The 11,744-nt window shown below is 60.9% G+C and carries 8 protein-coding genes; 6 read left to right on the forward strand and 2 right to left on the reverse strand.

What is annotated here, in order from left to right; genetic code table 11:
* The first annotated feature begins 147 nt into the window (after window positions 1-147).
* Together C2L64_RS24240 and C2L64_RS24245 are read left to right on the forward strand one after the other, a co-directional pair.
* Window positions 148-1,182 carry an amino acid ABC transporter substrate-binding protein gene (locus C2L64_RS24240; RefSeq protein ID WP_086910696.1) on the forward strand — a complete coding sequence of 345 codons (1,035 nt, stop codon included), beginning with the start codon at window positions 148-150 and terminating at the stop codon, window positions 1,180-1,182.
* Window positions 1,183-1,199: 17 nt separating this feature from the next.
* The gene (locus C2L64_RS24245) at window positions 1,200-2,540 is read left to right on the forward strand and encodes an ArsB/NhaD family transporter (RefSeq protein ID WP_007733911.1); all 1,341 of its coding nucleotides are present in this window, start codon (window positions 1,200-1,202) and stop codon (window positions 2,538-2,540) included.
* A gap of 32 nt (window positions 2,541-2,572) precedes the next feature.
* Here the strand turns inward: C2L64_RS24245 and C2L64_RS24250 are convergent, their stop codons facing one another.
* On the reverse strand, window positions 2,573-4,144 hold the full coding sequence (locus C2L64_RS24250) for a DUF3300 domain-containing protein (protein ID WP_081498954.1): 1,572 nt from the start codon (window positions 4,142-4,144) through the stop codon (window positions 2,573-2,575).
* Between the two features lie 500 nt (window positions 4,145-4,644).
* On the opposite strand from C2L64_RS24250, the gene C2L64_RS24255 reads away from it, so the two are divergent.
* The 4 genes from C2L64_RS24255 (at window position 4,645) to C2L64_RS24270 (ending at window position 10,547) form a co-directional block, all read left to right on the forward strand.
* Entirely contained in the window at window positions 4,645-5,850 is a 1,206-nt protein-coding gene (locus C2L64_RS24255) for a BamA/TamA family outer membrane protein (protein WP_085954659.1), read from the forward strand.
* Between the two features lie 37 nt (window positions 5,851-5,887).
* Window positions 5,888-6,697 carry a MipA/OmpV family protein gene (locus C2L64_RS24260; RefSeq protein WP_009770697.1) on the forward strand — a complete coding sequence of 270 codons (810 nt, stop codon included), beginning with the start codon at window positions 5,888-5,890 and terminating at the stop codon, window positions 6,695-6,697.
* 358 nt (window positions 6,698-7,055) lie between these two features.
* Window positions 7,056-8,003 (forward strand): hypothetical protein, encoded by a 948-nt coding sequence (locus C2L64_RS24265; RefSeq protein WP_009770698.1) that lies wholly within the window; start codon window positions 7,056-7,058, stop codon window positions 8,001-8,003.
* A gap of 201 nt (window positions 8,004-8,204) precedes the next feature.
* On the forward strand, window positions 8,205-10,547 hold the full coding sequence (locus tag C2L64_RS24270) for a mechanosensitive ion channel family protein (RefSeq protein WP_009770699.1): 2,343 nt from the start codon (window positions 8,205-8,207) through the stop codon (window positions 10,545-10,547).
* A 108-nt stretch (window positions 10,548-10,655) separates the two neighbouring features.
* Here C2L64_RS24270 and C2L64_RS24275 read toward each other — a convergent pair whose 3' ends face one another.
* Window positions 10,656-11,726, reverse strand: coding sequence for an SDR family oxidoreductase (locus C2L64_RS24275; RefSeq protein ID WP_009770700.1), 1,071 nt, complete (start codon window positions 11,724-11,726; stop codon window positions 10,656-10,658).
* Window positions 11,727-11,744: the final 18 nt, after the last annotated feature.

Consider the following 11,744-nt stretch of genomic DNA (forward strand, 5'->3'; position numbering starts at 1 on the left):
TCCGCCTTTCCCAGATCGATGAGTGGCATTAAAAGGCGCGCTGCGTGTGAGTCGTCGTTTGCGGAGGGCGAATATCAACGGCTGGCTTCAATGATGATCTTCGACGGCAGCCGTTCAGCATAGCCGACGCCGGTCCGGGAGTTGACCATGGTACGTCTCGCACAATGCGGCGCGGCAGTCCTGGCGGTCTGCCTCGTGCTCGTAGCGGTTTCAACCAGTGCGTGCGCGGCCGACGGTGACACGCTCGCGCAGGTTCGAGCACGCGGTGTGGTGAGATGCGGTGTCAGCGAGGGCGTCCAGGGGTTTTCCATCAAAGACCGATCCGGGCTCTGGAGCGGAATCGATGTGGACTTCTGCCGCGCGGTGGCGGCCGCAGCGTTGGGCGATCCGTCCAAAGTGGCTTATGTGCCGCTCAGAGCTTCTGCGCGCTTCCCGGCACTCATGGAAGGCATGATCGATCTTCTCGCCCGCAACACCACGTGGACGCTGCGCCGCGAAGCGGCGCTCAAGGTGCAGTTTGCGGGGGTTCTCTTTTATGACACGCAGGGATTTCTCGTGCGCCGCCCGGGCGGCATCCAGACGGCTGCCGAGCTGAAGGGTGCAACAGTGTGCGTGGAAAAAGAGACCTCCACACTGGTGCATTTGCGCGACTACTCCGCCGACAACCGGCTGGAGATCATGCCGTTGGAGATCGACTCCGCCATCGAAGCGCGGCGGGCCTTTTTCGCCGGGCGTTGCAGCGCGTATGCTGCCGATTCGGCACAGCTCGCCGCAGTGCGCATCGAGGCGCCCGATGGGCCGCAATCCGTGCAGATCCTGCCGGAGCGGATTGCCAAAGAACCGCTCAGCCCGGCCGTTCGCGGTGGCGATCAAAGCTGGTTGACGCTCGTACGCTGGGTGCTCTTCGCGCTTGTGGCGGCCGAAGAGTTGGGTGTCACGCGCGATAACCTGCAATCACGGCTGAGCGAAGCGGCAATCAGGCGCGCCCTTGCCGATGGCGACGAAAGCGATCGCAGTCTGGGCGTCGAAAGAGGGTGGCGGGTTCGCGCCGTACAAAGTGTCGGCAACTACGGGGAAATGTTCGATCGGAATCTCGGACCTCGTACATCGCTGAAACTGGACCGCGGCCTGAACCGGCTGTGGACGCAAGGCGGCTTGATGTACGCGCCGCCTTTCCGTTAAAAGATCTGGATGGTGACATGAACCAGGTGCAGATCTATATCACGGTTGCCGTATTCGCGGCCGTCATTCTACTGATCGCCTTCAACGTGATCGACATGGCTGTCGCGGCACTGACGGGCGCATGCATCCTGATCGCGCTCGGCATACTGGACGAGCGGGACCTCGTGGAAGCGGCCCGCACGGCTGCCGGGCCGCTTGGCTTGCTGTTCGGCGGCATGGTCGTGGCACGCGTCCTCGCAACCACAGGCCTGTTCGACATCATCGGAGACGCCTATCTCCGCGCGACAGGCGGAAGCGGAACACGCTTTCTGCTGATGCTGATTGCGCTCGTCGCGCCAATATGCGCTGTATTGCCCAACGCCACGACGGTCATTCTTCTTGCGCCAATTATTGTTCGCGTGTGCATCGCGCTCGACGCTGACTACGTCAGGCCTATGGTGCTGACAGCGATCATCAGCAACTCGGCTGGATTGCTCACGATAGTGGGCGATCCAGCAACCTTCCTCGTAGGCAGCGCGATCGGAATGACGTTTGGAGAATACCTGCGCCATGTGTCGCTCGGAGGGCTGATCGCGGTGCTCGTCATCGTGCCGCTTCTGCCCGTTCTGATGCGGGATCTGTGGGACCTGAAGCGCGCCTTGCCGCCCCGCGGCCCGGCGAAACGGATTGAACGGCCGGTGTATGCGACGCTCGCTGGCTCCGTACTCCTTTTCATGATCGTGTTATTCGTATTCGGCGAAAACTTGCCGACGCGTATCGTGCCGCCTGCCGTCGCGCTGATCGCAAGCGCCCTGGCGTTACTGGTGGGCTTTGCCGCCAAAGTCGAACCCACCGATAACGTGTTGCGCGACGTGGACTGGAAAACCCTGGTGTTCCTTGCGAGCATTTTCTGTCTGGTACAAGCGATGGCGAAGACAGGACTGCTCCAGATCCTGGCACTCAAGCTCTATCAGGTATTTGGCGGGCAGTTGACGCTCGTTGCTCTGACGCTGCTCGCTGGAATTGGGCTGCTGTCGAGCCTGCTTGCCAATGTACCCGTCGCCGCCGCGTCGATCGTGATGGTCAAGGGTTATCTCGTGATGGCCGAGGTCGTGCCTGAAACCGCGCTTTCGGCGGGCTTTTCCCAATGGCCCCCCGTTTCCGTGCCGGTATTTATCGGCATGATGTTCGGCGCAACCCTCGGTGGCAATGCGACGCTCGTCGGCGCAGCGGCCAACATCGTTGCGGCGGGCATTTGCGCGCGTCAAGGAAGACCCATCACGTTTGGCACATTCCTTCGGTACGGGTTGCCCATTACGCTGGCGCAGCTTGCCGTGTCCGCTTTGTACGTGCTCGCTTTGACCCGCTTCTTACGTTGAGGCGCTGCCGGAAGGGTCCGTCACGCTACGAACTAGCGCCGGCCGCCGCCGCGTGCGCCTCCTCCGCCGCCTCCTCCGCCGCCGCCACGGGCTGCGCCGCTCCCACGGTTGAAGTTCGAAGACTGTGCGCTCGCTTGTCCGCGATTGAAGTCCCGCTGCGTCGTCGCCGCGCCCCCGCCGACACCCTGGAATGCCGAGTCGCGGCCGCCGCCCGCGTACCCGCCCGCGCCTCCGTGACCGGCTTGTGCGTTTGACGAGCCCACGCGGGTGGGCGTTTGCGCGCGATTGCCCGCGGTCGCACTTCGATTGGACGTCTGTGCGCGATTGCCGGCTGCGGCATTGCGGTTGGGCGACTCTGCGCGATTGTTGACGCCAGCAGTCCGGTTGGACGTCTGTGCCCGGTTGCCGGCTGTAGCACCTCGAGCCGATTTGTCGGACCGATTGTTGGCACCCGCGCTTCGGCCAGCGCGGTCGGCGGTACTCACATTGTTCTGACGACCTGTTCGATTCCCGGCTTCCGCCCGATTGGCGACCCCCGCGCGCTCTGTGGCGCCGCCGGTGCGGCCGCGATAGTCGCGTCGCCCGTCGGCGCCCTGTGTACCGTTTGCGTACTTGTTGCGAGTCGCATTGTCACGATACGCGACGCCCTGACGATGCCCCGCATCGTGTTTCCATTTGCCACCCTCCACCTTGGTACGGTCGAAATTGCGGTCGATGTTGGTGGCCTTGTTCACGTTGATGTTGACGTCGCCGCCGCCCCAGTTGCAGTTGCTGAAGATTGCGCCCGCTGCGGCGATGCCAAGCCCCCACGCGAACCCGCTTGCAAGCGCTGCGCCGGGGTAATAGGCGGGAGGCGGCGGCCAGTAGGTGGGCGGGTAGGCGGGTGCGCTCCAGCCGCCGTAGACGACGGTCGGGTTGTAGGCTGGCACGTAGACGACCTGAGGATTGGACGGCTCGATGCGCACGATGGTTTGCTGCGCGGGAGCGGGCTGGCCGCCCGCACTCGGCGCTGGTACTTCGACAATGACCTTCTGTTGTTCGTTAGACGCCAGATGTCCGGCCTTTTGCGCACGCATCCTCAATCGCTGCACAGCGTCAAGCACGTCCTTTTCATTTGCGAGGAACGCATCGCCAAGGCTTTGGGTCCAGTCGAGCTTGTCATTCATCGGTTCCAGCACCTGCGGAAAAGCCACCAGAGACTTCACGCTGACGTCCCACGGCTGGTCTTGCACTGCTTGCACGGCGGCTTCGCCCTTCAGGTCCTTGTGCGTTTTCACCCAGCGGGCAGCGCGCACGATCTCAAGCGGATACGTCGATGCCATCAGGACTTGCGATAGCAGCGAGTCGGGATAGAGCGCAATCGGTGCGACTAGCGCCTCGATTTCTTCCGGCGGAAATTGCCGGGCCTGAGGCTCGGGCGTCGAGGCCGGGAGTGGGACCGACGCTGGGGCCGCGACAGAGGCTACGGCTGGCGCGGAAGCCGGCACAGAAGCCGGCGCCGAAGCGGGCTGGGTCTGAGCCTGCTGATCCTGTTGTTTCGATGGGCAGCCCGCCAACAGGACGACGAGGCTGGTGCTCAACAGTCGTGCAATCCTTATGGACATGGCCACCCCTGTTTCTTCGTCAGGCAGCGAAACGTTCCAGGGCGTCGACCGCACAAGGCCGCATGAGCAGGCGGATGAATTCGCTGATTGATAGATTGACGCGACGCTGCACTACGATTCGATGGTTTATCACTCACTAGATTAGTACTCGATGCACGATCGGTACAGTTAGATGCAGTGTGATCGAATACTGAAAGTCAGAAAAATGACGGTTCGCACAAAGTACTCCATCGGGAAGTTGGCGCAAGAGCGGCATTCAATTAGAGTCATCGAGAGGAGAAAAGCCATGCGGCGCGTCGACACGACGAGCATAGTGTGCGCTGCCTTCGATCCCACATGAGTTCACGCAACCATCTTTACTGAAACAATCCGGCCAATGGATTCGCTTTTCGCATTGATCGTGATGCCTGTTTCGGGTAGTGAATGCCATGTTCATTTCGTTCGTCCGTGGGAATCCGGAATCTGGCAGCGATGTCCATCGCGCGCACAGGGTTACCACCATGCGGACGGGAATTCGCAGTGGCTCTGCGAAGCGTTTGACAAGACAAAGGCGTCCTCGTCGTAACGGGTTGTTCCGGGCAACGTGGGTTGCAGCGATTTTTTCGGCTATCGTCTTCACGTCGGTTGATGCGCGCGCGGGTGATGAAACCCTCAGTTTCACGGACCCGGATGACGGGCAATTCGACGTAAGCGACTTCCTGCTCAAACACAAAGGCGCGTTACCCGTACCCATCCTGATCACCGAGCCCGCTGTCGGCTACGGCCTTGGACTCGGACTATTGTTCTTTTCCGATCCGGACTCTGACGCCGGGGCGGGTCCTCCCCGCGATAGCAAGGAGCGCGTGCCGCCGAACGTCACGGCACTGGGCGGCCTGTACACCCAGAACGGTACATGGGCCGCCGCCGCGGGTCACTTCCACACCTGGGACGATGACAGATACCGATACATTGGTGCGATTGCCAAAGTGGACGCACATCTGGACTACTTTGGCCTTTCGAGTCAGCCGAGATCCTATACGCTCCAAGGTGTTGCGTTGATCCAGCAAATGCTGATGCGTATCGGCAACAGCCGCTGGTATGCGGGTTTGCGCTATATCTTTTTCGATTCGTCGTCCACGTTCGGTTCTGGCGAAGCACCGGGAGAACTGGGCAGCGTGCAAAAAGATCAGCGCATCAGCGCCGGCAGTATCGTGGTGGACTATGATTCCCGAGACAATATTTTCTACCCGGGCGAAGGCAGTTTCCTCGAGATCGAGGCGCAGGCCGCCAGGACGGCTTTCGGCGGCACGCAAAACTACGATATCTACGCTGCGCGCGGCTACACATGGCAACCGTTGACGCATACGCTGATACTTGGCCTGCGCGTGGACAGCAGATTTTCCAGCGGTGACATTCCGTTTTACGCACAACCGTATGTCGATCTGCGTGGCGTTCAGAAGGGCCGGTACCAGGACAGAAATGCCGTGACGGCCGAAATTGAACTGAGATGGGATCTCGTTCCCCGGTGGTCATTGCTCGGCTTTACAGGCGTGGGGAAGGCATATGGACGATGGCACAGCTTTTCTGAATCGCAGAATGTACAGAGCGTCGGCGCGGGCGTGCGCTATCTGATCGCACGCAAGCTCGGCCTCGCGGTAGGCATCGACGTAGCACATAGCAAGGATCAGAACGCGTTCTACATACAGGTCGGCAGCGCGTGGCGGTGACTGAATCGATGTGCCTGCCCATCACAGGATGAGACGGATGAAGACGATGCGTGGCGAGATTCTCGGTGCGGTCGCTTTATGCGCTGCGATTCGGAGTGTAGAAGCCAGCCCCATTGACTTGTCGAACGCTTTGCCGAATTTTATCGGAGGCGGTATCGGGTCGACGACGGAGTATGCGGGTGGCAAGGACCGGATAGTCGGTGTCGTGCCGGGCATGCGCTATGTGACCAGTGGTGGTCACTTGCTGGAATGGTATGGAACCTACGCACAATATAACTTCGGCGACCTGGCGGGCTTCCAGTGGGGCCCTGCCTTGGCGTTGCGACTGGGCCGGCGAAACGTCGACGACCCCGTGGTTTCGCAGGTTCACAGCGTGGACACGACGCTGGAAGGCGGCGGCTTCGTCGGATACGAATACAGTCACGTTGGCGATATCCCGTATCGCCTGCGTGGAGAGGTCACGGTAGTCACGAATGCAGACGCGGTCTATTCAGGCGCGCGCATCTCGCTGAACACCAGCGCGTGGTTCCCGATCCATCAGCGGATGTTCGTCGGAGGCGGACTGGGGGCAACCTGGGTGAGTGCAGGCTTCAACGAAACCTATTACGGCGTAACGGCAGAGGACGCCGCCAGAAGCGGACTGCCCGTGTATACGCCGGGCGGAGGACTGAATCAGGTGACCGGCTGGCTTGCCGCGATCTATCAGATCAATCCGAGCTGGTATGCAGGCGCGATGATTTACTACCAGCGCATCAGCGGGGACGCAGCCGGCAGCCCGATCGTCACGCAGCGGGGTACGCGGAACCAGCTCACCTATGGAGTCGGCATTGCTTACGCCTTTCGCTAATGTTTTGCCCGCATCGGTTGGCAGCATCCGTTGGCAGCATCCGTTGGCCGGATCCCATGTCGACAGATTGACGAAGCGGATTTGAACAACCACGATATAAAGAATGAGCCGCGGCTTCAGCAACCCGGCGTGTTTCCAGAGCCGCGCACGGCCGCCGGGCGATAGCCTGGCCGTGCCGCGTCAACGGGCGGAGACTGGTCGCCACTAAAGGAAAGCAACCTGACGCGTCAATTGACAGGGGGGCTTGATGCGGTTTCGCACCATTGAGTCAGCTTGCAGTCTCGGAGACGATCGCCAAGGCACACTGGAGACGGCCATCTTCCGGCGGCCACGGCCGCGTTGCACGTTATTCCTGGCGATGTGCGCGGGCCTGATCGTCGCCTTGCTGTCGCTTCCGGCACACGCCCAGCAAACATCGGGTCAACAACTATCGAACCGCACCGTTATCGGCGGCAACGTGAAGCAGCACGCCGACGCGGTGCTCGCTGTGATGAGCTACACGACGGTCCCCGATGTCACGACCAGTTCGCTTTCGATCAACAATGGCACTTCCGGAAATCCTGGCTTCGGTCAGTCGCAACTGGGGGGCGGGTTTACGATCAGCAAGTCCTTCCCGTTGTATGTAGAGGGCACGCTCGCCTATAGCCGCTACGACCCGACGTTCGTCGCCACGGACGGTGCCCAGCAGCGTGCATTGCCAACCCGATGGAACACTTTCAGCAGCACGGTCGGTATCGGCTGGGATTTCCGGATCACGGATGAACTCGTATTCCGCCCGATTCTCAACGGTACGATTGGACGCGTATCGAGCGATCTGAAACTCGGGCAGTCGGTCGTCAACCATGTGACAGACAGCAACCTCCAGTTCCTGGAGAATGGATCGCTCGATGCATATGGCTATGGCGGCTCGCTCGTGCTCGACTACGAACACTACCGCGCAAACTATGAGATTGACGCTGAATTGCGCGCGACGGATATCTACCTGCGCAGCTTCGGTAGCTCGTCGGAGGCCGTTCAGGGTTCGGCCATGGCGCAGCAAGTGAGCCTGTGGACGCGCTGGCGTGCGCCGACAGGCTGGCACGCACTCGACCGGCCCATCCGCTATGTGCTGGAACTGGCCTACTCGCATTACTTCGGCGACAGCGCCGGGGTGCTCGGTTTCAACGATCTCACGTCGTTGGGCGTTGGACTCGAACTCGACAGCAGCAAATATCCGATCGTCATCACCCGCACGCGAGCCCTCGTGAGATATGTTTTTGGACACAACGTGCATGGCGTGTCGTTCGGATTTGCCGTGAGCTTTTAAGTGCATCGGCGCAACCCTCATCTGAGCTTTCAGTGGCGTTCAAACCACGTCACCGGCATCAAGGAATCGGGCGAGGCTGTCAGCGACTGCCGCACGGAATGAGACTAAAGTCCAATAACGCCCTTGGGATAGAGCGCCTAGATTGAATAAGTCTCCAGGCCACCATACCCTCAAAAGGAGGACCGTCCGGAAGCGTTCTCGATGAACCCATTCACGCGGCGTCAGTTCATTCGTGTTCAGCACTTCGCCAGCGAACGCACGCGCGTATCGGTTCGCGTAGGCGCGTCAAGCGCTGGCGTGGGGAGGGGTGTGCCGTCCTTCCGCACGTGGCCAGTGGTAGCCTGCTTCCTGATCGCGCTTGGCGCTTGCATCATTCCGGCCGATGCCGCGCCTCTGCCCGCCGCGCTGCAAAGTATCGTCAACACCGCGACGGGAGCCGCATCGCCAGTCCCGGCATCGCAACCCGCATCTGCATCTTCCCCTGCCAGCGAGGCTGAGCTTGCGCGCTCGCTGGACACCTTGATCGATACGCTCGACAACGACACAAAACGCAATGCGCTCGTTACCCAGCTAAAAGGGCTACGAGACGCCAGCCAGCATGGTGCGCCCGCAGCGCCTGCACCAGCTAAAGGCGATCTGCTCGGCGCGATCGCGTCCGGCCTCGCATCCGTCGAGACGAATCTGAACGAAGGTCGCACACCACTGCGTTTCTGGGCGACCCGTTTCAGCGGGGCAGCCAGCGAACTGCGAGCGATCCTCACAGGTTCGCGTGGGGAATCATTCGGCAAACTTCTGATCGGCATGGCTGTGACGCTTGCGGGATGGGGCGGTTGCGCAGGCTTGCTGGTCTATTTGCAGCGACGCATCTGTGCGCGTTATGGCTGGCATGTCGCACTCGCGCCGAATCCGACGTCGCTCGACATGCTGGGCTTCGCTTTGCGGCAGACCGGACCCTGGATCGTCGCGTTCGTGGCAGTGCTGCTGTTCGTGCAGGCAATGCCCGATGCGCTCGGCCGAACCCTTGGGCTTGTGATTGCCTATGCGATCGTCGTGGGATCGATCTTCTCGGCGATCTGCATGATCGTGTTCTCCGTGTTCGGTACGGCACATCGGCGCGTCGCCGTCCAGCAGTTGCTTACGCAGGGTCTTTGGCCGCTCTTTGCAATCGGAGCATGTGGCGCGCTTGGCGACGCAACGGCCAATCCGGAGGTGATACGCCTGCTCGGCGTGAATTTAGCCGGGCTCGTGTCGAGCTTCGCCAATATGGTGGCGGCCATTTTGATCGGTTACTTTGCGCTCGCTTACCGGCGGCCCGTCACGCACCTGATAAGCAACCGCGCCTATTCGCGCAGGCGCGATCACAAGTTCGCCACGGAAGCGCTCGATATTCTCGCGTCACTGTGGCATATCCCGATCCTGCTGATCGCGATCGCATCCGTCGTCGCAATCATTGACGGGCGCGGTGAGGAGGGGAACGTCCTGCAACCGTCTCTTCTCAGCGCGCTGTTTCTTGTTCTCACGCTGTTCGTGTCTGCGTTGCTGCTGCATCTGACGCGTCGTAAGGACTCGCGCGTGCAGCGCCGGGCGCCGCACCTGATGCGACTGTTGCGCTTCGCCACCATGTTGTTCCTTCTCGCGATATGGCTCGCGTACATCCGGTTTGAACTGGTGCTGTGGAGTGGTCCAATCGCCCGGTTGATCAGACACAACGCGATGACGCCTGGCTTCAGGCATGCGCTAATCGCCATTATCGCGACGGTTTTTGGCGCATGGTTCATGTGGATTCTCATCGATACCGTTATCCTCGAAACATTGGGCCCGAGCAATTCACGCAACAAGACACTCGATCCGGGCGTGCGAGCACGCACGATGTTGCCGTTGGTGCGCAACGCGATATTCGTGACGGTTGTGAGCCTGGCAGCCATCATCGGCGCCGCGAGTCTTGGGATCAATCTGACACCTCTGCTGGCAGGCGCGGGAGTGATCGGTCTTGCAGTGGGCTTCGGTGCGAAGTCGCTGGTCACGGATCTGATTACGGGACTCTTCATCATTGTCGAGGAGACGATCTCGGTAGGTGACTGGATCGAGGTCGACGGTGCCCACGCCGGCACTGTGATGGACCTGACCATCCGCACGGTGCGGCTGCGCGACGGGCAAGGCGCGGTTCACACGATCCCGTTCTCGCAGATCAAGATCGTCAAGAATCTTTCGCGCGACTTCGCCAACGCTGTATTCGAAGTAAGACTGCCATTCTCAGCCGACATAGACGAAGTCACTCGGATGATCGTGCAAGTCGGGGCCGACCTGACCGAAGATTCTCGCTTTCGCGACGAAATTCTCGGTCCCATCGAAGTGTGGGGGCTCGACCGGTTTGATGCCAACTGGATCGTGGTAAAAGGCCAGATCAAGACGCGGCCGCTACAGCAATGGAGCGTGGCGCGTGCTTTCAATGCACGGCTGAAGCTCGTGATGGACAGGGCCGGTATCGAGATCCCGGTGCCGCAGATGCAGCTGCACGCATCGCCGAAGGAGCGCAACCTGTGATCACGCCCGACGACAGCATTGCATAGCGGAACGTGCACGAACCGCAGCCGGCATCGAAAGCGGCGGCGTAGGCGTATATATACCGCCGCCGCTTTCTGCGAAACGCGCCTACGACGGAATGATCCGTTCCCGCTTCAACCTGTCGAACAATGCAAAGAACGCATCCGGTGTGCTCTGGTAATCGAGGAACCCGGCTTTACGGCTTTTGCTCATGTCCGTCAAAACTTCCATCGGACGTCCGAGGTCGGCGTCCGTATGCCACCACGACACGAGCCTGTCGATGCCTGCTTCCTTCAATTGATAGCGGCTCGCGATTTCCGCCCATTGCCTGCTCGCCTCCTGCATGCGATGTTCGAGCGGACGAGTCTCACCATCGAAAGGCGCAGGCTCGATGCCGAAGTATTGCGCCAACTGCGACCACATCCATTTCCACCGGAACACGTCGCCATTGACGACGTTGAAGTCCTCGTTGAGCGCGTTGGGCGACGTGGATGCCCACTCGAGATGCCGCGCGAGCAGGCGGGCGTCGGTCATATCCGTGAGACTGTTCCATTGCGCGGGCGAACCGGGAAACACGAACGGCTGCCCCGTTTCCTTGCACAGCGTCGCGTACACGGCGAGCGTGACGCCCATATTCATCGCGTTGCCGAGCGCGAAGCCGATGATCGTATGCGGCCGATGCACGCTCCAGCTGAAGCCATATTGACGCGCTGCTTCGAACAGCCGGTCTTCCTGCTCGTAGTAGAAGTTGTCGACGGGCTGCCGGCCCTGTTCCTCGCGAAACGGCGTGAGCGGCACACTGCCCTGCGCATACGCTTCGAAAGGCCCGAGGTAATGCTTGAGCCCGGTGACAAGCGCGGCATGTTCGAGCTTGCCGGAAGGGCCGAGCGCGTCCAGCACGTGACGGACCATTGCGCCGTTCACTTCGATGTTCTCGCGCTCGGTTGCCTGTCGCGACCACGCGGTAAAGAAGGCGTGACTGAAATGCTGCCCCTGCAGCGCGTCGGCAACGGAGCTCGCCGAAGTCAGATCGGCTGTGACGGATTCGATGCCGTCGGGCGCCTTCGTGCGGCCGCGCGAGAGACCAGTCACGTTCCAGCCTCCGCATGCGAGTAGATGTTGCGCGAGATTGCCGCCGACGATGCCCGTCGCGCCAATGATGAGTGCCCGTTTGTCCATGTAGAGTAAAAGAATCGA

The sequence above is a fragment of the Paraburkholderia hospita genome (genome assembly GCF_002902965.1).
In the GTDB taxonomy this organism is placed as follows: Bacteria; Pseudomonadota; Gammaproteobacteria; order Burkholderiales; family Burkholderiaceae; genus Paraburkholderia; species Paraburkholderia hospita.

Excerpts from the sequence above, each read along its gene's own strand:
- C2L64_RS24250 (WP_081498954.1), bottom strand. The coding sequence starts at position 4,144 with ATGTCCATAAGGATTGCACGACTGTTGAGCACCAGCCTCGTCGTCCTG.
- C2L64_RS24245 (WP_007733911.1), top strand. The coding sequence starts at position 1,200 with ATGAACCAGGTGCAGATCTATATCACGGTTGCCGTATTCGCGGCCGTC.
- C2L64_RS24260 (WP_009770697.1), top strand. The coding sequence starts at position 5,888 with ATGAAGACGATGCGTGGCGAGATTCTCGGTGCGGTCGCTTTATGCGCT.
- C2L64_RS24275 (WP_009770700.1), bottom strand. The coding sequence starts at position 11,726 with ATGGACAAACGGGCACTCATCATTGGCGCGACGGGCATCGTCGGCGGC.
- C2L64_RS24255 (WP_085954659.1), top strand. The coding sequence starts at position 4,645 with ATGCGGACGGGAATTCGCAGTGGCTCTGCGAAGCGTTTGACAAGACAA.
- C2L64_RS24265 (WP_009770698.1), top strand. The coding sequence starts at position 7,056 with ATGTGCGCGGGCCTGATCGTCGCCTTGCTGTCGCTTCCGGCACACGCC.
- C2L64_RS24240 (WP_086910696.1), top strand. The coding sequence starts at position 148 with ATGGTACGTCTCGCACAATGCGGCGCGGCAGTCCTGGCGGTCTGCCTC.
- C2L64_RS24270 (WP_009770699.1), top strand. The coding sequence starts at position 8,205 with ATGAACCCATTCACGCGGCGTCAGTTCATTCGTGTTCAGCACTTCGCC.